Origin of the sequence: Streptomyces coeruleofuscus, assembly GCF_039532725.1 — a bacterium.
GTDB lineage: Bacteria > Actinomycetota > Actinomycetes > Streptomycetales > Streptomycetaceae > Streptomyces > Streptomyces coeruleofuscus.
The window spans coordinates 199,656-221,874 of the sequence record NZ_BAAASE010000009.1 but is presented as its reverse complement, the minus strand read 5'-3'; the positions used below and the strand labels follow the sequence as shown (position 1 = coordinate 221,874).

The 22,219-nt window shown below is 72.4% G+C and carries 23 protein-coding genes; 12 read left to right on the top strand and 11 right to left on the bottom strand.

All coding sequences use genetic code 11. The features are described from left to right. Positions 1-19: 19 nt before the first annotated feature. Positions 20-607, top strand: a complete 588-nt coding sequence (locus ABFX81_RS31875; protein ID WP_086852752.1) for an AMIN-like domain-containing (lipo)protein — start codon at positions 20-22, stop codon at positions 605-607. Positions 608-655: 48 nt separating this feature from the next. Here the strand turns inward: ABFX81_RS31875 and ABFX81_RS31870 are convergent, their stop codons facing one another. The 4 genes from ABFX81_RS31870 to ABFX81_RS31855 form a co-directional block, all read right to left on the bottom strand. Continuing rightward, positions 656-1,759 (bottom strand): GNAT family N-acetyltransferase, encoded by a 1,104-nt coding sequence (locus ABFX81_RS31870; RefSeq protein WP_086852771.1) that lies wholly within the window; start codon positions 1,757-1,759, stop codon positions 656-658. 752 nt (positions 1,760-2,511) lie between these two features. After that, positions 2,512-3,192 carry a hypothetical protein gene (locus tag ABFX81_RS31865; protein WP_346139017.1) on the bottom strand — a complete coding sequence of 227 codons (681 nt, stop codon included), beginning with the start codon at positions 3,190-3,192 and terminating at the stop codon, positions 2,512-2,514. 76 nt (positions 3,193-3,268) lie between these two features. Beyond that, a complete protein-coding gene (locus tag ABFX81_RS31860) occupies positions 3,269-4,336 on the bottom strand; it encodes an LLM class flavin-dependent oxidoreductase (RefSeq protein WP_086852767.1) in 1,068 nt (355 codons plus the stop codon). Continuing rightward, positions 4,336-4,842, bottom strand: a complete 507-nt coding sequence (locus tag ABFX81_RS31855; RefSeq protein WP_086852748.1) for an SRPBCC family protein — start codon at positions 4,840-4,842, stop codon at positions 4,336-4,338. The genes ABFX81_RS31860 and ABFX81_RS31855 overlap by 1 nt, the downstream gene beginning before the upstream one ends. A gap of 321 nt (positions 4,843-5,163) precedes the next feature. On the opposite strand from ABFX81_RS31855, the gene ABFX81_RS31850 reads away from it, so the two are divergent. Beyond that, positions 5,164-6,516 carry a diacylglycerol kinase family protein gene (locus ABFX81_RS31850; protein WP_086852746.1) on the top strand — a complete coding sequence of 451 codons (1,353 nt, stop codon included), beginning with the start codon at positions 5,164-5,166 and terminating at the stop codon, positions 6,514-6,516. Between the two features lie 45 nt (positions 6,517-6,561). Here ABFX81_RS31850 and ABFX81_RS31845 read toward each other — a convergent pair whose 3' ends face one another. Further along, positions 6,562-7,806: a serine hydrolase domain-containing protein gene (locus ABFX81_RS31845; protein WP_346139016.1), complete on the bottom strand. Its 1,245-nt coding sequence runs from the start codon at positions 7,804-7,806 to the stop codon at positions 6,562-6,564. A 239-nt stretch (positions 7,807-8,045) separates the two neighbouring features. On the opposite strand from ABFX81_RS31845, the gene ABFX81_RS31840 reads away from it, so the two are divergent. Next, complete coding sequence (locus tag ABFX81_RS31840) at positions 8,046-9,407, top strand: sensor histidine kinase (RefSeq protein ID WP_346139015.1); 1,362 nt, start codon at positions 8,046-8,048, stop codon at positions 9,405-9,407. Beyond that, on the top strand, positions 9,407-10,135 hold the full coding sequence (locus tag ABFX81_RS31835) for a response regulator transcription factor (RefSeq protein ID WP_346139014.1): 729 nt from the start codon (positions 9,407-9,409) through the stop codon (positions 10,133-10,135). Before ABFX81_RS31840 ends, ABFX81_RS31835 begins: the two co-directional genes overlap by 1 nt. 14 nt (positions 10,136-10,149) lie before the next feature. Here ABFX81_RS31835 and ABFX81_RS31830 read toward each other — a convergent pair whose 3' ends face one another. Then, on the bottom strand, positions 10,150-10,479 hold the full coding sequence (locus ABFX81_RS31830; RefSeq protein ID WP_086838917.1) for an antibiotic biosynthesis monooxygenase: 330 nt from the start codon (positions 10,477-10,479) through the stop codon (positions 10,150-10,152). A 114-nt stretch (positions 10,480-10,593) separates the two neighbouring features. Here ABFX81_RS31830 and ABFX81_RS31825 point away from each other — a divergent pair, with 114 nt between their 5' ends. Next, the gene (locus ABFX81_RS31825) at positions 10,594-11,544 is read left to right on the top strand and encodes a TIGR01777 family oxidoreductase (RefSeq protein WP_086838918.1); all 951 of its coding nucleotides are present in this window, start codon (positions 10,594-10,596) and stop codon (positions 11,542-11,544) included. 7 nt (positions 11,545-11,551) lie between these two features. Here the strand turns inward: ABFX81_RS31825 and ABFX81_RS31820 are convergent, their stop codons facing one another. Beyond that, on the bottom strand, positions 11,552-12,424 hold the full coding sequence (locus ABFX81_RS31820) for an SCO4651 family lipoprotein (RefSeq protein ID WP_086838920.1): 873 nt from the start codon (positions 12,422-12,424) through the stop codon (positions 11,552-11,554). 126 nt (positions 12,425-12,550) lie between these two features. After that, complete coding sequence (locus ABFX81_RS31815) at positions 12,551-12,697, bottom strand: hypothetical protein (protein ID WP_167537512.1); 147 nt, start codon at positions 12,695-12,697, stop codon at positions 12,551-12,553. Positions 12,698-12,835: 138 nt separating this feature from the next. Between ABFX81_RS31815 and ABFX81_RS31810 the strand changes: the two genes are divergently transcribed. The 3 genes from ABFX81_RS31810 to ABFX81_RS31800 all read left to right on the top strand — a co-directional run bounded on the left by ABFX81_RS31810 (position 12,836) and on the right by ABFX81_RS31800 (position 15,746). Then, positions 12,836-13,264: a hypothetical protein gene (locus tag ABFX81_RS31810; protein WP_086838922.1), complete on the top strand. Its 429-nt coding sequence runs from the start codon at positions 12,836-12,838 to the stop codon at positions 13,262-13,264. A gap of 274 nt (positions 13,265-13,538) precedes the next feature. Next, the gene (pgm, locus tag ABFX81_RS31805; protein WP_086838924.1) at positions 13,539-15,179 is read left to right on the top strand and encodes a phosphoglucomutase (alpha-D-glucose-1,6-bisphosphate-dependent); all 1,641 of its coding nucleotides are present in this window, start codon (positions 13,539-13,541) and stop codon (positions 15,177-15,179) included. A 279-nt stretch (positions 15,180-15,458) separates the two neighbouring features. Then, entirely contained in the window at positions 15,459-15,746 is a 288-nt protein-coding gene (locus ABFX81_RS31800; RefSeq protein WP_086838926.1) for a zinc-ribbon domain-containing protein, read from the top strand. 31 nt (positions 15,747-15,777) lie between these two features. Here the strand turns inward: ABFX81_RS31800 and ABFX81_RS31795 are convergent, their stop codons facing one another. Beyond that, the gene (locus ABFX81_RS31795) at positions 15,778-16,503 is read right to left on the bottom strand and encodes an ArsR/SmtB family transcription factor (RefSeq protein WP_428837231.1); all 726 of its coding nucleotides are present in this window, start codon (positions 16,501-16,503) and stop codon (positions 15,778-15,780) included. A gap of 66 nt (positions 16,504-16,569) precedes the next feature. Between ABFX81_RS31795 and ABFX81_RS31790 the strand changes: the two genes are divergently transcribed. Next, on the top strand, positions 16,570-17,199 hold the full coding sequence (locus tag ABFX81_RS31790; protein WP_086838930.1) for a flavin reductase: 630 nt from the start codon (positions 16,570-16,572) through the stop codon (positions 17,197-17,199). Between the two features lie 43 nt (positions 17,200-17,242). Here ABFX81_RS31790 and ABFX81_RS31785 read toward each other — a convergent pair whose 3' ends face one another. Next, positions 17,243-17,635: a hypothetical protein gene (locus ABFX81_RS31785; RefSeq protein ID WP_086838932.1), complete on the bottom strand. Its 393-nt coding sequence runs from the start codon at positions 17,633-17,635 to the stop codon at positions 17,243-17,245. 217 nt (positions 17,636-17,852) lie between these two features. On the opposite strand from ABFX81_RS31785, the gene ABFX81_RS31780 reads away from it, so the two are divergent. From ABFX81_RS31780 to ABFX81_RS31770, 3 genes are all read left to right on the top strand, one after another. Continuing rightward, on the top strand, positions 17,853-18,335 hold the full coding sequence (locus ABFX81_RS31780) for an SRPBCC family protein (protein ID WP_086838934.1): 483 nt from the start codon (positions 17,853-17,855) through the stop codon (positions 18,333-18,335). Between the two features lie 270 nt (positions 18,336-18,605). After that, positions 18,606-19,613 (top strand): trypsin-like serine peptidase, encoded by a 1,008-nt coding sequence (locus ABFX81_RS31775; RefSeq protein WP_086838936.1) that lies wholly within the window; start codon positions 18,606-18,608, stop codon positions 19,611-19,613. Between the two features lie 161 nt (positions 19,614-19,774). Beyond that, entirely contained in the window at positions 19,775-20,917 is a 1,143-nt protein-coding gene (locus tag ABFX81_RS31770; protein ID WP_086838938.1) for a DUF7638 domain-containing protein, read from the top strand. An 18-nt stretch (positions 20,918-20,935) separates the two neighbouring features. On the opposite strand, the gene ABFX81_RS31765 is transcribed toward ABFX81_RS31770, so the two are convergent. Next, complete coding sequence (locus ABFX81_RS31765) at positions 20,936-21,799, bottom strand: LLM class flavin-dependent oxidoreductase (RefSeq protein WP_346139013.1); 864 nt, start codon at positions 21,797-21,799, stop codon at positions 20,936-20,938. Positions 21,800-22,219: the final 420 nt, after the last annotated feature.

Genomic DNA, 22,219 nt, shown 5'->3' with positions numbered 1-22,219 from the left:
GCGAGCCTCGGGGGCCGAAATGGTACGAATCAGAACAGCATGCGCGACTCTCGCGCTCGTGGGCGCCACGGTGGGCGTGGCGGCGGTCCCGGCCGGTGCCGCACCCGTCGCAGCCCAGGCCGCCACTCAGGCCACGGCCTGCCCGACCGGCTGGGGGAGCCTTCCCAAGACCGACACCAGTGGCACGATCGCGCCGGTGGAGGACATCCGGACCGGCCGGCACACCTGCTTCGACCGGATGGTCATCGACGTGCCCGGCGGGGGCAGCGACGTCGGCTACTCGGTCCGCTACGTCGACCGGCTCTACCAGGACGGCTCGGGCCGGGAGGTGCCCGTGGCCGGCGGAGCCGTCCTCGAGGTGCGGGTCACAGCGCCCGCCTACGACCCGGAGACCGGCGCCGCCACGTATCCCGGCCGGGTGGCGCGCCCGCTGCCGGGCGTGGACCTCACCGGCTACCGCACCTTCCGGGACACCCGGTTCGCCGGCAGCTTCGAGGGCGAGACCCAGATCGGGCTCGGCGTCCGCGCCCGGCTGCCCTTCCGGGTGTTGCAGCTCGACGGCCGCGTGATCGTGGACGTCGCCCACAGCTGGACCGCCACGAGGTGATCGCGGTGCGCCCGGTTCCCCGGAGCCGGGCGCCCGGGCGGTCCGGTCTCAGTGACCGCGCAGCCGCCCCACCTCCTCCAGCGTCCGCGCCGCCGCGCCGGCCAGGCGGGGCCGGTTGCGGACGAAACGACGGGCGGCCCGCGCGGGCTCCCGGCCCAGCCAGTGGACGGCCCCGCCCGGCACCGGCCGTAGCACCACCCCCTCGTACACCCGCAGATCACGGGTCTTGAGCGACTCCTTGTAGCGGGCCGGACCGCTCCCCAGGTCGACCGTCTCGACGCCGTCGGCCGCTGCGGCCTGAAGCATCTTCAGCTGGAGCACGAGGCCAGGGGAGTACTTGGCGTAGTCGCGGTCGTACGCCGGGAACCACCAGGACAGCACCGTGCGCGAGCGCAGACCGAAGTGCGCGGCCACGGGCCGGTCCGCCGCGTACAGCACGGACAGCACGCCACGGCACTCCGGTTCCTCGCTCTCCCCGAGCAACCGCACCAGGCGCGTGATCCACTCCTGCGCGAACCGGTCGCGCCGGCCGGTCCGCCGGTACTGTGCCGACTTCCATTCCATCAGCGCCCGCAAGGCACCCGGGTCCCGGGCGTCGTACGCGAACCGCACCTCGCCGACCTGCCGGGCGAGCCTGCGCTCCTTGGCCAGGGTCTGTCTGAGGAAGCTCGGCGACTTCGCGCGCAGCCGCTCCGCGTACCGCTCGAACCCCTCGCCGATGTCGACGACCGGGGACGCGAGCTCCTCGACCGCGTGCGGCGCGAAGGCCCCCTGGCCGGCTTCGAGGTTGTCGAACTCCCAGGACGACAGCGCGCAGGACCGCAGTAACCTGCGGGCGTCGACCCGGATCCCGGGGCGTAACACGGCCCCCTGGCTGTCGGACACCCCGAGCCCGATGGCGCGGCCCTGCCCCAGCGGTCCCCTCTCGTACGGGAAGAACCCGACCGGGGAGCCGTCGTCCTGGAGCACCGCCACTCTGGCCGCGGGCCTGACCCGCCCCACCGCCGTGGTGAACGCCGGGTCGAGAAAAGGATTCGCCGGGGCTCCGGACTCCGTCCGTATCTCCCGCCACATCTTCTGGTCGGTCGGGCTCAGTTCGTCCGGCTTCAGAATCAGAACACGCTTTCCGGGCAACTCCGCCTCCTGTGTCATCGGCATGGGGACACGCGAAGGCCTGCACATCACCGCGTACCGGCACCAGGCAGTACTCGGGCCGCACGGCGCAGGCCCTGTCGGTACCGCCGTCGCTCAGCAGCGAAACGTCTGTAACTCAACGGCGTTCGGGGCGGGTGCGACCGTCTCCGGACGCCGGGCCGTTCCCGCCGCTCGGACGTCCGTGCCACCCCGGTCCACCATGGGCTGTCCGCCTACCACGGCACCGGCCCGGGCCGCTCCCGCCGCCCTCGGCGTCCGCGCCACCGGCTGCCGGACCGACGGCTCCTCCCCGCAGGGGCAGGGCTCTCCGGCCGTTTCGGCACCGGCCCTCTCGCCCCCGGTTCCGTGGGCCTCGGTGCCCCAAGTCGCCCCCGGCTCCAGCGCATCCGCGGCATCCACCGCATCCACCGCCGCCGTGGCCGCGGTCTCCGCCGGGTGCCCGCCCCGCGCCAACCCCGGCACGACGAGATGCAGCAACAGCAGGCACGCCACCAGGCCCACCGCCGCTGCCCATCGTCGCCGCACCATCAGACCCCTGACCCGCGTGCCGGTGGGGGAGGACGGAGCTGTTCGGCCCGCCGGGCCGGCGCCGGACCAGACCCCCGACACGGCCGGCTGCGCCTTCCAGTAGGCCGAGGACATCCCGCCCCGTCAAGCCCTTGTGGGCCGATTCGCCCCGCTCGGCCAATTGCTGCCGAATTCCAACGGAAAGCGCTGTCGACAATCGCTCGCTCTCCCGTGACGGCGGGTCAGTTGCCGCCCGGCACGCTCAGCACCTCGCCCGCCTTCGGCGCCCGGACGTCGAGCGGCTCGTCGAAGGAGCTGAAGGAGGTGGTGGTGTGCTGCGCGGCGCTCTTGTAGACCGTCCTGAGCACGTACGGCTTGCCCTCGGCAGCCACGTAGAAGGTGTACGTCCCCGCCTTGTCCGCCTTGTCGGTGACGACCAACTTGACGGCCTTCGTACCCTCGACGCGGGCGGAGCCGCCCTTGCGCGCCGTGCCGAACGAGTCGAAGGGCCGTTCGCAGGAGGCGAGACCGTCGCGTCCGGCGCCGGCCGGGTCCACCGGCGTCTTCACCCACAGCTTCTGCTCGTCGGTGAGGCCCGGATAGTTCTTCCACTTCTGCAAGTAGGCCCGGTTCGGCCGGACGTAGTCGGTCTCGCCGAGCCGGATCTGCTCCAGGGCGCTGCCCCCGGACCACGTGGTCCTGGATCTGCACCGGCTGTCGAGGTCGGTCACGAGGCGGTTGGTGACCGAACCGCCGCTCGTCGTGCGGTTGCTGATGTCGACCGTGACGGAGTTCAGCTTCCGCATTGTCGCGTTGGCCTCGTCGAGGATGTCACCGGCGGACTTCTCCTCGCCGGTGCCGCCGGCGCCGCACCCGGTCAGGGCGGCGCCCGCCAGCAGGCTTGCGAGTGCGGTCGTCGTCACGGTGGCCCTGGCCCGCACGTGTCCCCCGTTGGTCGTTCGTCCGGTGATCAGCACCGGAGCTTACCCGCCGCCGGGTTCAGGACGCGCCGCCGATCTCGCCGGTCTCATGGACCAACTCGATCGCCCTGCCAAGGGTGTCGAGCCGGTCCTCGAAGGTCTCCCCGGCCGGGTAGAGACGGACCGTGTCCACCCCGGCGTCGCGCCAGACGCGCAGCCGCCGCCGCACCATCTCCTCCGTGCCGATGAGCGTGGTGGCCAGCACCATCTCGTCGGTGACCAGACCGGCCGCACCGTCCCGGTCGCCCGCCTGCCAGCGCTCCCGTACCTCCGCCGCGACCTCGGCCCAGCCCTGCCGGCTGTAGGCCCGGTTGTAGAAGTTCGCCGACGCGGAGCCCATGCCGCCCAAGCTGAAGGCGAGTTCCTTCTTCCGGCCCGCGACCATGGCGTCCAGCGCCTCCTCGTCCCGGGCGAAGGCGACCTCGGCCCCTTGGCAGACGTCGAAGCCGGCGCGGCTGCGGCTGGCGGCGGCCAGCCCCTCGTCCAGCGGAGCGAAGTAGGCGTCCGCCGCGCCCTCCGGTACGAAACTGGTGCCGAGCCAGCCGTCCGCGACCTGGCCGGTCAGCCGCAGCATGGCGGGTGACAGCGCGGCCAGATAGACGGGCACGGCGTGCTCGGCCCGCAGGGACAGGCGCATCGGCACCGCCTCCCCGCCGGGCAGCGGAATTCTGAACTCCGAGCCCGAGTAGGAGATCTTGCCGCCCGCGAGCACCTGCCGCACGATCTCCACCGTCTCGCGCATACGCGCCAGGGGACGGGCGAACGGCACCCCGTGCAGGCCCTCCATCACCTGCGGACCGGACGGGCCGAGGCCGAGCAGGAAACGTCCGCCGGAGAGGTTGGACAGAGTGATCGCCGTCTGCGCGAGAGCCACCGGCGTGCGCGTCCCGACCTGCATGACGGCGGAGCCCAGCAGCATCCGTTCCGTACGGGCCGCGTAGAAGCCGAGGGCGGACGGGGCGTCGGAGCCCCACGCCTCGGCCACCCAGCAGATGTCGAGCCCCAGTCTCTCGGCCTCGGCGACGAAGTCGGCCTGCCGGGACCAGGAGCCGAGGCCCGACGCCTCGACGGTCGTCGCCGCCCGCATCACGCCTCCGCCCACTGCCGGACGTGCTCCAGCGTGGCGGTCATGCCGCGCTCGAACTCCCGCAACCTCACGAACACGATCTTCTGCTCCTTCTCCGGCATGGCGTCGATCGCGAAGGAGAGCCCGGAGCGCCCGGGTCCCATCCGCATCCACTGCGACAGCTCGGTCCCGCCGTTCCTGGGTGCGAGGCCGAACCGCCACACGGCACTGGGCTCGTCCGGATCCCCGACCGCCCAGGAGAACACCCGCCCGGGCTCGTACGTGACGACCGTGGAGGTCGTCTCCCACTCGCCGAACGCCTCGTGCCTGTTGCACCCGACGAACCGGGCTCCGACCGCGGGACCGGCGGCCCCGTCGACCCACCGCACCGACTGCACCTCCTCGCTCATCTCGGGCATCCGCGTCACGTCCGACACCAGCGCCCACACCCGCTCCGGCGGAGCGGCGATCCACGTCGTCACCTCGACCGTCGGTCTGTCCGCGTAGCGCGCGCCCGTCCACTCCATCGCGTGCCGGCCTCCTCGTCGACAGGGACTGTGCCAGCAGAGTTGCGTAATAAGACTCACCGGGTCAAGGGGGAGTGCGGACCCGCGGCCGGCAGCGGCGGCGCGAGTGTGCGCCGACGTGCCCCGGTGCGCGGAACCGCACTCACGGGGCCGCGTACGCTACCGATGGCTCCGCCCCGGAAGATCGTCACGTCTGACATGACTCACGGCGGGGGAGCCATCAGGGATGGCGGTAGCCATGCCGATCCGTCGGCGGGCACGATGTTTCACGGCCGGGCGCGGTCCGGAAGGTCCGCCCGCGCCTTCGAGCGGAGGAACCACATGGGATCGGCGATGAGCGAGCGGAATCACCGCCGGCAGAGATGGGCGGCCAGGGGAGCCCTGGCCTCGGTGGCGCTGGCTGCGTCGCTGCCCCTCGTGACCGGCGGTCTGAACGGACTGCTGCTGCTCGCGGCCGGCCTGGTGGGACTCGCCCTGACCGCGGCCGCGGTCTGGTGGGTCCTGTCCCGCCGGGGACCGGCCCGCACGGCGGCGGCCGCGCTGGCCGTCGTCGCCCCCGTCGCCGTCATCACCCTCTTCGCGGTCGCGAATCTGCTCTGGGTGGTCTTCGCGTCCCTGCTGCTGTGGTGCCTCGCGGTCTGGAGCGGCCGCTACGCCCTGCGCAGCACGGGCCTGCGGCCGGTACGGGTCAAGGAATACCGCACCCCACCGCCGAAACGCCCCTTCTTCCTGCTCAACCCCCGCTCCGGCGGCGGCAAGGTCGGGAAGTTCGGCATCAAGGAGAAGGCCGAGGCGCTGGGCGCCCGAGTCGTCCTCCTCGACCCGGACCAGCACCAGGACGTCACCGCCCTGGCCAAGGCCGCCGTGGCCGAGGGAGCCGACCTGCTCGGCGTCGCGGGCGGCGACGGCACGCAGGCGCTGGTCGCCGCCGTCGCGGCGGAGCACGGCCTGCCGTTCCTCGTCATCTCGGCCGGCACGCGCAACCACTTCGCCATGGACCTGGGCCTGGACCGCGACGATCCGTCCACATGCCTCGACGCCCTCACCGACGGGGTGGAACTCCGCGTCGACCTCGGCTTCGCCGACGACCGCCCCTTCGTCAACAACGCGTCGTTCGGCGCGTACGGGGCCGTCGTCCAGAGCCCGGGCTATCGCGAGGACAAGGTGGGCGCGGCGCTGGAGCGGCTGCCGGAGCTGCTCACCCGGCAGAGCGGCCCGCGGCTGACGGCCGGCGCCGACGGCACCACCATCGCCGACCCGCAGGCCGTGCTGGTGAGCAACAACCCGTACCGCATGGACGATCCGTTCGGCTTCGGCCGGCGCCAGCGGCTCGACTCCGGGAAGCTGGGCGTGCTCGCCGTCCGCGTCGACAGTGCGGTGGAAGCGGCCGAACTCCTGCTGGCCCCGCGCCCGGAGGGGCTCACGGTGCTCACCGCCCAGCACGTGGTCGTCGAAGCCGACGCACCGCACCTGGAAGTCGGCCTCGACGGCGAGGCCCTCACCCTGCCCTCCCCCGTCCACTGCCGCATCGCCCGCCGGGCCCTGCGTGTCCGGGTGCCCCGCGACCGCCCCGGGGTCCCCGAGGCGCCACCCCGTCTGGACTGGCGCCGGCTCCGCAAGCTGGCGGCGGCGGTCGGCCGTACCGCCGCACCGTCACGCTCCTGGCGCCCCTGAGCACGATCCCGCCGCCGTCCCCGGGGGAGGTGTCACCGGACCCCGTCACCAGGGCCGTACGGTCTGCCTCCCTTCGCGGCACAACGCGTTCGCGACCAGCCGCACACCCGCCCGGTGCTGCCTCAGCACGTCCTCGACGGAGGTGGCCCACCCGGTGGACATCGAGGCGGTGACGGCGACCCGGCCGTCGTCGCTCACCGCGTTCCGGCTCATGTAGCCGATCTCGTCCCCGCCGTGGCCCCAGGCCCAGCCGCCGCACGGCAGTCCGGTCTTCATCAGCCCGAGTCCGTACCGCGCGCCCGGGTACGGCACCTGGAACTCGTCGTTCAAAGGGACCGTGCGCTTCATCTCCCTGAGCTGGGCGGGCTTGAGGACCTTGCCGCCGAGGAGGTCGCGGAAGAAGCGGTTCAGATCGGCCGTGGTGCCGATGAGGCCGCCGGACGCGTTGGGGTCCTCGTACAGGGTCACGTCGACGAGCTTCGGTCTCGTGCCGAACCGCTGGTAGCCGCGCGCGTGCGGGTTCCGGACGGCGGGCGAGCCGCCCGGGTAGTACGTGTGCCGAAGCCCGAGCGGCTTCAGCAGCCGTTGCCGTACCTGGTCGTGCCAGGTGTGGCCGGTGGCCTTCTCGATGACCATGCCGAGCAGGATGTAGCCGACGTTCGAGTAGCTCCAGCCCTTGCCGGGCGGGAAGTCCGGGCGGTGCCGCATGGCCCGTTCGACCAGTTGCCCGGGGGTGAACGGGTGGAAGCGGACCTCGTAGTACTTCTTCGCCGTCTCGATGGCGGGGTAGTCGTCGTGGATTCCGCTGGTGTGCTGGAGCAGTTGGCGGACAGTGATCTTCCGGCCGTCGTTGCCGTTGCCGCGCACCACGCCCGGCAGCCACTTCTCGACGGTGTCCTCCAGAGCCACCTTCCGCTCGCCGACGAGTTGGAGCACGACGGCGGCCACGAAGGTCTTGGTGTTGCTGGCGATCCGGAAGTGGCCGCCGTCGGGCACGGGGCGGCCCGTACGGATGTCGGCGGTGCCGCTCGTCACGGTGGCGGCATCGTGACGGCCGCCGCTCACCCGGGCCTGCACGCCGATCGCGCCGGCGTCGCGTACGGCGTCGGCGTCCCGCTGGAACGGCGTGTGCCGCGCGGCGGCGGAGGCGGAACCGTCGTCGTTCACCCGGGCGACGGCGTCGGTGACGGCCGTCGGCACGGCGACCGCCATGACGAGGGCGGCGGCGATCGCCGGCGTGACGTGGCGGCGGCGCGAGTGGGAAGGCCGTCGGGACGGGTTGGCTGACACGGGATCCTCCAGGGGTACGGACGCTGTGTGCGGACGCTGTGTGAGCAAGCACCACCGACGCTAGGAGCGGGACCCCTGGGAGGGCGTCGTCCGCCGGGAGGGGCGGGCGGGGCAACTTTCGTTCCGTGCCCTGCGTCTCCTGTGATCGCCGGTCATACGATGCCGGCAGGGCCACCGGGGGCGAAGACCACTCGGTGAGCGGTGAGCGGGCGGGACCGGGGGCGGGGACGGGGTTGGGCATGACGGGGGGTTCGTGGCGGCGGCACGGAACGGATCGGTCCGTACGGTCCTCACCGGCGCGGCGCGGTGCCTTACAGGCGTCGACCGGTTCCGTACGGGTATCCGCCGGTTCCGTACGGGCGTCCGCCGCCACGCTGCGCCGCAGGCTCGCCGGGCGCCCCGCGGACGTGCTCGTCGCCGCCGTCCTCACCGGCATCGCCGTGCTGCTCCGGCTGCGCCTGCCGATGCCCGACGGCGCAGGCCCGACCGCCGCCGTCATGGCACCGCTCGTCGGGGCGGGCCTGCCGCTGGTGTGGCGGCGTTCGCGTCCGGGGCTCGTGCTGGCCGCCACAGCGGTCTGTTATCTGACGGGGGAACTGCTCGAACCCTTCGGTGACAACGCCCAGTCCGTGTTCCTGGCCTGCTACTCGGTGGCACGGCACACGCCCGCGCCGCGCAGCCTCCTGGCTCCCGTCGCGCTCACCACGACGCTGTTCGTCCCGGAGGCGGTCGACGGCCGGCTGAACGTGATCTCCCCGGCCGACACCGCCGTCCCGCTCGGCCCCGCCGACTACCTGGTGGCCGCCGCTATGGCCGCCGCCGTATGGCTGCTGGGCGCGTCACGGCGCCGGCTGTACGCGGACGCCGCGCGCCTGCGCGACCTGGCCGAACGCCTCCGTGCCGAGCAGCGGGTCAGCGCCCGGCGCGCGGTGGCCGCCGAACGCGCCCGGATCGCTCGCGATCTGCACGACCTGGTGGCCCACCACGTCAGCGCGATCGCCTTGCAGGCACGCGCGGTCACCGTCGTTCTGCCGGACGACTCGCGCGCCGCCGGTCAGGGGGTGGCGGCGATCAGCGAGGCGGCGGACACCGCGCTGGACGAGATGCGCGGCCTGGTCCGGCTGCTCGCGGACCCGCCGCCGGAGAGTGGCGCCGCGCCGCTCCCGCAGCCGTCGCTGCGCCACCTGGAACGGCTGACCGGGGAGTCGGAGGCGGCGGGCTGCCCGGTCACGCTCACGGTGACCGGGCCGGTCACGGAGCTGCCGCTCGCTGTGCAGGTCTCGGCGTACCGCGTCGTACAGGAGGCGCTGTCGAACGTGCGCAAGCACGCCGGCGCCGTCCCCGTACGCGTCGGACTGGCTTGCCCAGACGGCCGGTTGACCGTCACCGTGGAGAACGCCGCGCCCACCCCGGACCGCCGCCCGATGCCCGGTTCCGGGCTCGGGCTGATCGGCATGCGCGAGCGCACCGCGCTGTTCGGCGGCACGCTCCGCGCGGAACCCGTCCCGGACGGCGGCTGGCGGGTCGAGGCCACGTTCCGGCCGCAGGACGGCAGCCCGTACGTGCTCGCCGACGGCGCGTACGCGGCGGAGGAGCGCTGATGACGCCGCCGGTGCGGGTGCTGACCGTGGACGACCAGGAGCTGGTCAGGACGGCGCTGCGGATGATGCTCCGGCGGCGTACGGACGTTGAGGTGGTGGGCGAGGCGGCGGACGGCGCGCGGGCCGTCGAGGCGGCGTACGAACTCCGCCCGGACGTGGTGCTGATGGACGTACGGATGCCGGGCATGACCGGGGTGGAGGCGACCGCGCGGATCCTCCGGGGCTGGCCGCACCCCGGGCCGCGACCGCGCGTGCTGGTGCTGACGACCTTCGACCTGGACGAGTACGTGCACGCCGCGCTGCGCGCCGGGGCCAGCGGGTTCCTGCTGAAGAACACCACGCCGGAGCTGCTGGCCGAGGCGATCGGAGTGGTCGCGGCGGGCGAGGCGATGCTCGCGCCGACGGTCACGCGGCGGCTGATCCGGGCGTTCTCCGACTTGCCGCCGCCACTGCTGTCCGGCGTGCGGCCCCGCCCGTCACCGGCCGACGGGCCGCCCGGCGGCCCGGGCGACCCGCTGGACGCGCTCACCCGGCGCGAACGGGATGTCGCGGAACTGGTCGCCCGCGGACTCTCGAATGCGCGGATCGCCGGGTCGCTCGGCCTCAGCGAAGCCGGCGTGAAGAGCACCGTCAACCGCATCCTGACCAGGCTCGGACTGGAGAACCGCGTACAGATCGCGATCCTCGTGCTCGCGACCGAACCCGCGACGGAACAGGGCGACGGCTAAGGCGTTTCATCACATCACGAGGCGCCCTTCGGCCCCGCCTGCTGCACCACCTCGAACGACCAGAGTGTCGAGTCGCTCGCCGCGGGCTTGGGGCGCTCGCCGCCCTCGCCGCCGCCCTGGTGCGCGGCCTTCATCGGTCCTTCCATCCAGGCCTGGAACGACGCCTCGTCACGCCACCGGGTGTAGACGAGGTAGGTGTCGGTGCCCTCTACCGGGCGGAGGAGCTCGAACCACTCGAAGCCGTCCGAGCTCTCCACGGCGTGCGCGCGGGAAGCGAACCGCTTCTCCAGCGTCTCCCGCTGCTCGGCGGGCACGGTCAGCACATTGATCTTGACTACGCTCATGGCCCCCATCTTGCCCGATGGCACATCTGCGCAGGCTAAGGCCCAAGCCGTCGAGGGTTTTGAACGCGTTCAAATATGAGCTAGGGTCACTCTCACACGTCAAGGGGGAGTGACATGAAGATCGTGATACCCGGCGGCACCGGGCAGGTCGGTACGGTCCTGAAGCGCGCGCTGAGCGCGGCCGGACACGACGTCGTGGTGTTCAGCAGGCGTCCGCGGCAGCCGGACGACGTGCACTGGGACGGCACGACCCTGGGCCCGTGGGCGGGGGAGATCGACGGCAGCGATGTCGTGGTCAACCTGGCCGGCCGGAGCGTCAACTGCCGCTACACCCCCGCCAACCTCCGCGAGATGATGGACTCACGGGTCCACTCCGCCCGGGTCGTCGGCGAGGCGATCGCCGCGGCCGCCCGGCCGCCCCGGGTCTGGCTCCAGATGAGCACCGCGACCGTCTACTCCCACCGCTTCGACGCGCCCAACGACGAGGCCAGCGGCGTCATCGGCGGCACCGAACCCGACGCCCCCGGCTACTGGGCCTACAGCGTCGACATCGCCAAGGCCTGGGAGCGGGAACAGGAGACGGCCGGCACCCCGCACACCCGGAAGGTGGCTCTGCGTGCCGCCATGGTCATGAGCCCGGACCGCGGCGGCGTCTTCGACGTCCTGCTGCGGCTGGCCCGCCTGGGCCTCGGCGGCCCTGTCGCCGGCGGCGCGCAGTACGTGTCGTGGATCCACGACCAGGACTTCGTCCGGGCGGTCGAGTTCCTGGTCGCCCGGGACGACATCGCGGGCCCGGTCAATCTCGCCGCTCCCGCGCCCCTGCCGCACCGCGACTTCATGCGCGCCCTGCGTACGGCGTGGGGTGTCCCGGTGGGCCTGCCCGCGACGCGCTGGATGGCCGAGGCCGGCGCCTTCGTCCTGCGCTCGGACACCGAACTGCTGCTCAAGAGCCGCCGCGTCGTCCCCGGCCGCCTCCTGGACGCGGGCTTCACGTTCGGACACCCCGACTGGCCGACGGCCGCGGACGACCTCGTACGGCGGCTCCGCAGCCGTGGCGTGCGATGAGCTCGGGTCAGCCCTGCTTCTTGCCCTGCTCCAGGGCCTTGCCGGTCATGTCGGTGACCTGTCCGGCCGGGGGCGCGTCCGCCTCCACCTCGGTGCCGAAGTCGGTGAAGTCCATGACCGTGCGCACCGTGACCCGCTGAGGCGACGGCGAGGCGTCGGTGGAGGACCGTTCCGTGGACCCCGGCGCGGACTTGAGGGTCATGTCGACCTGCTGACGGCGCATGCGGCCCTCTTCGTCGAGCCACACGTCCATCGGCAGCGTCGGGCCGACCTGCTGCCGCAGCGCGTCGCCGCCCGGCAGTTCGGCGACGTCGACGGAGACGCGGTAGTGCGTGGTCTCGACGCCGTCGATCGTGGCCGTGCCCTTCTTCGTCACGTCCTTGTCGTTGATCGCCTTCGCGTACGCCGCGGACTGCGCCGGATCGCTCATGGACCGGTCGCCAGCGCCCTGCTGTGCGGAGACCTTCCCCAGGTCGATCTTGATCCAGGGCTTGCCGCCCGGCGCCTGCCCCTTGGGCATCTTCTGGTACAGCACCTGATCGACCACACGCTGCTCGATCCGCTGCCCCTGCACTGTGAGCGTCATGACGCTGTCGCCGTCGTCCAGGTCCACGGCGCCCTGGCCGTTCGCGGACTCCGAGGCGCCCTGGGCCGAGGTCTGCACCCGCAGCCTCACCTTGGCGGTGTCCTCCTCGGCCGTCCTGTCGTAGGCGGAGCGCACCGCCTGGGTGCCCTGCTCCTGTGTGTCGCCCTGCGCCGAGGAACCCCGTGCGCCGTCACCCGTGCCGTCGTCGTCGCCGCAGCCGACCAGCACCGTGCCGGCCAGCACACCGGCGACGCATAACGCGCAGGCCTTCCGGCCCTTGCCTGCCGTGCTCATCGAACCAGCTCCTCTCAGTGTGATGCGGCACAAGTGCCCATGCCGGGCATGAACACACTTGCGTGCTCGAAGAGTTGGTTTCCGGGAGGATTCCCTCCCCGGCCGGTGCGGCCGGCGCGGGCCCGGTCAGCGGCGCCCGCGGAGCTTGCCCAGCAGCCGCTGGGCCTGGGCCCGCTTGCGCGGATCGGCGGCGGCCCGCCGTGCCTGCTCGACGGCCTGCCGCCCCTGCGGGCTCCGGGCGAACTGCTTGATGCGATTCAGGATGCCGGCCATGATGCACTTCCTTCGTGTTCTGACGTCGTCTTGCCTGTAGCTCGCTTACCCCTTCGACGAGGGGCTCAGCCCTCCGCCCGCCCGGACGGTGCGCGACCGAACGTGTTTGCCGCCGGAGTCAGAGGCAAGTCGCAGTCCATGACTGAAGAGAACAAGCGCACGAATCAGAAGCCGACCACCATACGGACCACGGAGTCCAAGGCCCGCGGCGCCGCGGACAAGGCGACCGCGCCGACGGCCCAGGCCGCGAAGCGCGCGTCGGCCAAGGCCGATGACGCGGCGTCAGCCGTCAAGGCAGGCGCCGAACGTTCCGCGGAGACGACGACGGCGGCCGTGCAGACCGCGGCCAGGGGTGTCGAGGCGGGCCGCCAGGCCGTCGTCACGGCCTCCGGCCAGGTCGCCGCCACGGCGAAGACGGCCTGGACGGTGATCGCCCACCGCAAGGCCGTCGCCGCGGGCGTCGGGGCGGGCCTGACCGCCCTGAGCGCCGCGTCGTACGCCGTGGGACGCCGCGCGGGACGCCACACGCACGGCCCGCTCACCCGGCTCACCGGCGGACGGATCTGACCCGAGGCGGGACTCCACGGACACCCCCTGGGCAGGACGCCCACAAGGCCGGAAGGCGGCGCGGCGCATCACCGGGCGTCCCGGTGGCACGCGGCGCCGCCTCCTTGTGTGCGCTGCGCCGCCTCCTTGTGGTGCGTGGTGTGGTCCGGCGGTCCACCGCGTGGCTTGGCACACATCCGACTCTCACCGCGGTGCCCCTCTCGCGTGTCACGGCTGTGACGAGGAAGGATGAGAGCGCAAGCGAAGGATCACATCCATGTGGAGGAGCGGGCCCATGCAGCACGAGCGAGCGGGCAGTCCGGCCGGTCCCGAAGATCTCGTCGATGTCGCCCGGCTGGTCACCGCGTACTACGCGCTCCACCCCGACCTGGACGACCCGGGGCAGCGCGTCACGTTCGGGACCTCCGGACACCGCGGAACCTCACTGGGCGGCGCGTTCAACGACGACCACATCGCCGCGACCAGCCAGGCCATCTGCGAGTACCGCGCGGCCCAGGGCATCGACGGCCCGCTGTTCCTGGGCGCCGACACCCACGCCCTGTCGGAGCCCGCGCGGGTCACCGCGCTGGAGGTGTTCGCCGCCAACGAGGTGACGGTGCTGATCGACGACGCGGACGGCTACACGCCGACCCCGGCCGTCTCGCACGCCATCCTCACCCACAACCGCGGCCGCACCACCGGTCTCGCGGACGGCGTCGTGGTCACCCCGTCCCACAACCCGCCCGCCGACGGGGGGTTCAAGTACAACCCGCCCAGCGGCGGCCCGGCCGCATCCGACGCGACCTCCTGGATCCAGGACCGGGCGAACGAGATCATCCGCGGCGGCCTGAAGGACGTCCGGCGCATCCCCCACGCCCGGGCCCTCGCCGCGGCCACCACCGGCCGCTACGACTTCCTGGGCACCTACGTCACCGACCTGCCCGGCGTGCTCGACCTGGACGCGATCCGCGCGGCCGGGGTGCGCATCGGGGCGGACCCGCTGGGCGGGGCGTCCGTCGCCTACTGGGGCCGGATCGCCGAACAGCACGGCCTCGACCTCACCGTGGTCAACCCGCACACGGACCCGACCTGGCGGTTCATGACGCTGGACTGGGACGGCAAGATCCGGATGGACTGCTCGTCGCCGTACGCGATGGCCTCGCTCATCGAGCAGCGCGACCGCTTCGACGTAGCCACCGGCAACGACGCCGACGCCGACCGGCACGGCATCGTCACCCCGGACGCGGGCCTGATGAACCCCAACCACTACCTCGCCGTCGCCATCTCCTACCTGTACGCCCACCGCGATCGCTGGCCCGCCGCCGCCGGTGTCGGCAAGACCCTGGTGTCCTCCGCCATGATCGACCGGGTCGCCGCCGACCTCGGCCGCGAACTGGCCGAGGTGCCCGTCGGGTTCAAGTGGTTCGTGGACGGGCTGGTCGACGGCACCATCGGCTTCGGCGGGGAGGAGTCGGCCGGGGCGTCCTTCCTGCGCCGGGACGGCTCCGTGTGGACCACCGACAAGGACGGCATCATCCTGGCGCTGCTCGCCTCCGAGATCACGGCGGTCACCGGGAAGACCCCGTCGGAGCACTACGCCGCACTCACCGCCCGCTTCGGCGAACCGGCGTACGCGCGGATCGACGCCCCGGCGTCCCGCGAGGAGAAGGCCCTGCTCGCCAAGCTCTCCCCGGCACAGGTCAGCGCGGACACCCTGGCCGGGGACGCCGTCACCGCGGTGCTCACCGAGGCTCCCGGCAACGGCGCACCCATCGGCGGCATCAAGGTGACCACCGACAAAGCCTGGTTCGCGGCCCGCCCCTCGGGCACCGAGGACGTCTACAAGATCTACGCCGAGTCCTTCCGCGGCCCCGACCACCTCCGCCAGGTGCAGGAGGAGGCCAAGACCGTGGTGCTGACGGCGCTTTCCAGCTGAGCACCGGCACGCCACGGCCCGGGCCACATCACGGTGGCCCGGGCCGGGCGGGCTTCAGCTCCGCAGGCTGCGGGCGGGCAGGACGACATGCGCCGCGAGGTCACCGCGGAACCGTATCGGCGCACCCGGGAGGCACCCGGCCCGCTCTCATCCGACTGGACCGCGCCCCGCCAGGCTCTACCCCACCAAAGAGGGCACATCTCCCGCGGGTACCGGTTGGCCGAGGTGGAACGCGATACAGGACACTGGGGGAAGATCCGACCCGGGAAGGACCGTCACGTGATCATCTTCGGCACCAAGGGGTACCTGTACCAGCTGGCGATACTGACGCTGGTCTGCGGTCAGTGCGGCAACCCCGCCGCGCACACGCTCAGGAAGCGCGTCACGAAGTTCACGCTGTTCTTCGTGCCGCTGTTCCCGATCTCGACGAAGTACCTCACGCAGTGCACCTTCTGCGGCGCGGAACAGAAGGTGACCAAGGAACAGGCGGAACAGTTGCAGACCCAGAGCGCGAGCGGCGACGGCGGCCAGACGTACGGGCACCCGCAGCAGCAGCACCGGTTCTGAGCCGGTCGGCCGTCCCGGGGCGGGGAGGTGCTCAGCCGGTCGTGAGCACCTCGTCCGCCAGGCCCAGGTGCCGTCGGAAGGCGTCGCGCCCCTGATCCGTCAGCCGCACGACGCGGGAGCCGTCGCCGTGCACGAGCCAGGACGCCTCCAGTGCGCGGTGGAACACGGCCGCGGCCACCGCTCCCGCCAGATGCGGGCGCCGCTCCGTCCAGTCCAGGCAGGTACGCACATGTTGACGGCCCGCCGTCCCCACCGCCTCGTCCGCGATCCCGAGGTCCGTCAGCCATGCCGCGCCGGACGCGGTGAGGGCCGGGCCGGACTCCCAGGACAACAGCCCACGAGCGGTCATGGCATCGGTCATCGCCACGGCGAGGGAGCCGCCGAGATGGTCGTAGCAGACGCGGGCGAAGCCCACGGCGCGGTGCCGGCGGGCAGCGGTGAGCGAACGGACCGGAACCGGCCGACGGGGCGCCCTGGCCGCCAGCGCCTCGATCATCTCCGCTATGCCGGCGTCCGCCAGACGCACGTGGCGGTGCCGGCCCCGGCGCTCCTGAGCCAGCAGACCACCGGCCACCAGCCGGTTCAGATGGCTCGTGGCCGTGGACGGCGCGACACCGGCGAGGCGGGCCACCTCCGAGGCCGTCCAGGCCCGGCCGTCGAGCAGGGCGAGACAGATCGCGGCACGCGTGCGATCGGCGAGCAGCGCCGCCAGCGAGGCGAGATCCGGTTCTTCGGCATGGACGTCGGGGCTGGTCACCGACCGATTGTCCCCGCCCGACACTTCGACGCGCATCGAAACGTCCCGCCCGTAGCGTCCTGGGCCATGACGACCGACACCCACCGTGTGATCCAGCCCAGCGTCCTCTACTTCGGCACGCCCGTCGTGCTGCTGACCACCGAGAACGACGACGGCTCCTGCAATCTCGCCCCGATCTCCTCCGCGTGGGCCCTGGGACAGCACGTCGTCCTGGGCATCGGCAGCGAGAGCCGGACCGTGCGCAACCTCGCCGAGCGCCCGGAGCTCGTGATCAACATCGCCTCGCCGGAGCTGTGGGAGCACGTGGAACGCCTCGCACCGCTCACCGGGGCCCACCCCGTGCCGGAGGCCAAGCGGGCGCTGTACCGCTACGAGCCGGACAAGTTCGCCGCGGCCGGGCTCACTCCGGCCGCCGCCGACCTCGTGAAGCCGCCGCGCGTCGCCGAATGCGCCCTCCAGTTGGAGGCCCGGGCACGCGCGCTGACACCCGGGGGAGCGGGCCTCTTCTTCAGCGTCGAGTGCGAGGTCCTGCGCGTCCACGCCGCCGACCGCGTCGTCCTACCCGGAACCCACCACATCGACCCGGCCGTCTGGAGCCCGCTCATCTACAACTTCCGCCACTACCACGGCCTGGCCCCCGAGCTCGGTCACGGCTTCCGTTCGGAGACGGCCAGGGCCACGGCCCCCGCCGCCTGACCCGCTCGCGCCGTGACCGATGAGCGGGTCCCGTCCCGTCCGGTCACGGTGCGGGCGCCGGCCCGTCCGTCCGGCGGCGCCGTTCCCGCAGCAACGCCGCACCCGTGGCGACCGCCCCGGCGCCCTCCCACAGGCCGACACCGACGAAGACGCCCGGCGCTCTCCCCGTGAGCGCCGCGATGGTGAAGACCGTGCAGGTGAGCAGCCGGAACGGAACGGTCCACCGGAAGAAGGCCCGCCAGTCGGCCAGCGCCGCCAGCACGTAGTACACGCCCATGTTGAGCGCCGCCATGGACGACGCCGTCAGGAACGCGGGCGTGAAGTCCCCGGCGGCACGCTCGCCCGGGGCGGCCAGACCCAGCAGCGACAACTGCGTGGCCGGTGAGGCCAGGCCCACCGCCCCGAGGGCGGCGGCGAGGACACCGAAGACGGCCATGGTCCAGCCGGAGGCCGAGCGGGGGAGTGGGAGTTGCACGCCCGGGATCGTATCCGTGTTCGACCGCGGCCGGGCCGGTTCCGTTTCCTTTCCCGGACGGCACGACGAAACCCGTGTGGCAACCGCAAGATCCCGGGTACTCGTCCCGCCACGGGCCCGGACCTCTGTGTGGGCCGATGGGCCTCCAGCAGTCGATCAGGAAAACGGAGGCGAAAAGATGAGCACCGTCAAGGAAACCGTGGAAGTCGACGTCCCTATCCACACTGCCTACAACCAGTGGACGCAGTTCGAGGAGTTCCCGAACTTCATGGAGGGCGTCGAGGAGGTAAGGCAGCTCGACGACCGTCACAACCACTGGACGACCAAGGTCGCCGGAGTGCGGCGCGAGTTCGACACCGAGATCGTCGACCAGCTCCCCGACGAGCGGGTCACCTGGCGCACGACGAGCGGAGACACCCATCAGAGGGGCAGTGTCCGGTTCCAGCGCCTGGACGACACCCACACCCGGGTGGAGCTCGTGATGGACGTCGAGCCCAGCGGGGCCGTGGAGAAGGCCGGGGACATGCTCGGCACGATCGACCGCCAGATCAAGGGCGACATGAAGCGCTTCAAGCAGTACATCGAGAAGCGCGGCGGCGAGTCCGGCGCCTGGCGCGGACGCATCCAGCCGGGCGGCGACACCGGCCCCACCCCCCTCTGACGCCCAGAGCACCGGCGCTTCCGGCCCCGGCCTCCACCACAGACCCGGTGGAGGCCGGGTTCTTTTGTGCCCCGCCCTTCTCCCCGAGCCCGTATTCCTGACGCGTCCGTGTCCCCGACGCGGGGAATGTGTGGTGTTTCGGTCATCTCGGTGACATGCACCTGTCCATATCGGTCTCCTGGTGGCACGCTGCCCTCTGGTTCGCAGCGACACCACTGCCTGACCGGGTGGATGCCCCACCACCCGGCCCCCACAGCAGAAGGAGACCGCGTGACAGGCACACCTCGTAGCCTTCGCTCCTCCGGCAGCGGCACCCGCGTTCGTCGCACCGTCCTCGGCGCACTCGCCGGCGTCGCCGCACTGCTGGCGACCGGCGTCACCGCCACACCGGCGAGCGCCGCGCCGGACCCGGGAACGGTGGCGCCCTCGGCGCGGGAACGCGCCCTCGACTTCTGGACCCCCCAGCGGATGCGCGCGGCCACCCCGCTCGACGTCCTGTCCGTCGACCGCTCCGACGTGCGGGGCTCGGACATACGCAAGGGCAAGGCGACCGTCGTGGCACCCAGCACGCCCGCCTCCGACGTCGGCCCCCTGGCGATACCCCACGGCGGCGGCCCCTGGACCGGGGGCGGAGCGGTGACCAAGACCGCCGGACGGGTGTTCTTCACCTTCCAGGGGCGCACCGCCTCCTGCTCCGGCAACGCCGTCACCAGCGCCAACAAGAGCACCGTGATCACCGCGGGCCACTGCGTGAAGATGGAGGGCGCCTGGCACACCAACTGGGTTTTCGTGCCCGGCTACCACGACGGGCAGCGCCCGTACGGCACCTGGACCGCGTCCAAGATCCTCTCCACGCCGCAGTGGACGGCCAGTGAGGACATCAACTACGACATCGGCGCCGCCGTGGTCGCCCCGCTGGACGGCAAGAAGCTGACCGACGTCGTCGGCGGCCAGGGCCTGGCCTTCAACACCGGCTACAGCAAGGCCATGTACGCCTTCGGCTTCCCCGCTGCCGCTCCCTACGACGGCGAGAAGTTCATCTACTGCAGCGGCACCACCTACCGCGACTTCCTGCTCTCCAGCGACCACGGCCTGACCTGCAACATGACCGGCGGTTCCAGCGGCGGCCCGTGGTTCACCCAGTTCAACGAGGCCACCGGGGCCGGGCTGCAGTCCTCGGTGAACAGCTTCAAGTACAACTTCCTGCCCAACGCCATGTACGGCCCGTACTTCGGCGCGGACGCACAGAACCTGTACCAGAGCGCCCAGTCGTCCTGAGCCACCGGTCGGCCGGGAGTCGGACCCTCCTCCGGACGGTGGGGGAGGACCGGCTCCCGGCGTCGCCGCGAAGAGCCCCGGCGTCGCCGCCAAGGGGTCCGGGCGTCGTCGGCAGGCGGCAAACTCGTTGCGCCGACCAGCGGTTCCGACAGAATGCCGGGATGATCGGCAACCGCATCACCTACCGCACGGCGGACGGCGTACGCGTCCCCGGGACCTGGCGACACGCCTTCATCCGCAACGGCGACTACTTCCTGACCGACCTCTTCATCTACGCGGACGGGCTGATCGACTGCTGGGGCCTGGTCACCCTGGAGGAGTTCGCGGAGAAGCTGCGCTGCGGCTGGGTCGCCACCGAACTCCCCGACGGCGCCAGGGTGTCCGCCCATGAGCTGGCCGCGTGGCGGTTCAGCGAGCCGCGCACCTGGCTCACGCCCGAGCTGCTGCTGGCCGAGGTCCGGGACACCATCGACCAGCTCAACGGACGCCCGGACTCCACGGACCGCTGCCTCGCCGCCGTCGACGCGTTCCTCGCCGACCGCACCGAGGAGAACCGGACCGCCGCCCGCGCCGCCTACCTGGCCATCCCCGAGACCCAACGCCACTACGCGCTCGGCGACATGGACCGTAAGGACTGGCCGCTCCAGGTCCTGGTGACCGGACCCGGCGAGCAGCTGGACGGCGCCCCGGCCGGCGAACCGGTCACGCAGGAGGAGTACGACGACGCGATCGCCTACTTCGAGGAGCGGGCGAAGTGGATCGCGGAACGGCCCGCCCGAGTCCCGGCAGACGGGCCCGCGACACCGTTCGCCCCCGCGATCCACCTGTACCAGAGCCATTTCCGCAAGGTCCCGGACGACCCGGGCACCACTGCACTGCGCAACGACTTCCCCGCCCCCGTCCCGGCCGACGGCATCACCTACCCCTCCGTCGCCCACGCGTACTGGGCCCTGTCCACCACGGACCCCGACGCCCGGGCCGCCATCAGGGACGCGAACACCGTGTACGCCGCCCGGGACATCGCAGCAGGCGCTCCCCGCCGCGACGGGTGGGAACAGGCCCGGACCGCCGTCATGACCGCCCTGCTGAGGGCCAAGTACACCAGGCACCCGGCCCTCGCCCGGATCCTCCTGGACACGCACGACGCGACACTCGTCTACGACGACTCCGACTCCGGCTTCTGGGGCGACAACGGCGGCCGCGGCCGGAACTGGACGGGCCGCCTCCTGGAACTCGTCCGTTCCGGACTCCGCGCCGAGCAGGCGGGAATCACGCTCCCGGAAGGCGGTGCCGCCGAGAGGTGAGTGGCGAGCACCGGCCGTTCAGGCGGTCGCCTCGGCGAGCAGCCCCACCTGTTCGAGTCCCGACGCCGCCGGCACGAAGATGAGCTCGTCACAGCCGGCCGCGGCGAACGAGTCGGCGTAGGACGTCACCATCTCCGCGCTCACCGCGGCACTCGCCGCGATCTGCGCGGCGGCGTCGCCGAGGAAGCCGTAGTAGTCCTGGAGATAGCCGTCCGCGTGCGCCCGGGCGTCCGGGCCGAGCGCGAAGTACACCAGTGCCAGCTTGCGCGGCGCACCGGTACGCCCCGCCTCCTTCCACGCGGCATCGACGCCGGCCGACGCCTCCGCGAACATCTCCGGCGTGCCACCGCCCATGATCCAGCCGTCGGCCAGCCGGGCCACCCGCCGGAAACTCGCCGGCGTCGACCCGCCCAGGACGAGTTCGGGACCACCCTCGCGCACGGGTGCCGGCCCGATCGCACCGGCGAACCCCCGCTCCTCGCCCGACCAGACGCGTTTCATCTCCGTCAGCTGTTCCTCCAGCCGGCGCCCCCTGCCCTCGGTGGGCAGACCGCTCGCGGCGAAGTCGTCGTCACGCCCGCCCAGCCCCACACCGAGCACGAACCGCCCCCCGGAGAGCCGGTCGACCGAGGCCGCCTGCTTCGCCAGCAGCGCGCTGTTCGTGTACAGCGGCCCCAGCAGCACACTCGTGGTCAGCCGGATCCGGCTGGTGACCGCGGCGGCCGCACTCAGCGCGACCAGCTCCTCGTACCCCGGGTAGACCAGCCGCCCGATCGTCCCGAGCGTGCTGAACCCCGCCTCCTCGGCCCGCCGGGACCACTCCACGAGAACCGAACCCTCGGTCCCGGGAACCGTGTTGGGAAGGCCTATACCGATGTCCATCTCCACCTCCGCGATGCGAGGGGGAGCACCTACCCACCCGCTGTTCCGCGAACCGGATGAGACGCACTGATCACCGAGCGAGGGAGTTCCACCACGGACCCGTGGTGCGCATCCGGACAGGCCCCGCCCCGGCCTACGTCGTCACCGATCCCGCCCTGACCCGCAAGGTCCGGGTGACCGACGCCGCGCACTACGCCAAGGGCGGGAAGATCATCGACTTCTGCGTGTCTTCTTCGGCGACGGGCTCGCCACGATCGCGGACGGCGACGCCCACCCGGACACCGCCGGATGGCGGAAGCCGGCCCGGACACCAGGCCCACACCGTCCGGCAGTTGACGCCACCGGGCAGCGGCGGGACCGGTCCCGCCGCGGTCACCGGGCAACCTTCTCCCGGCTCGGAGGTCTTCCTTCCCGGAGGTG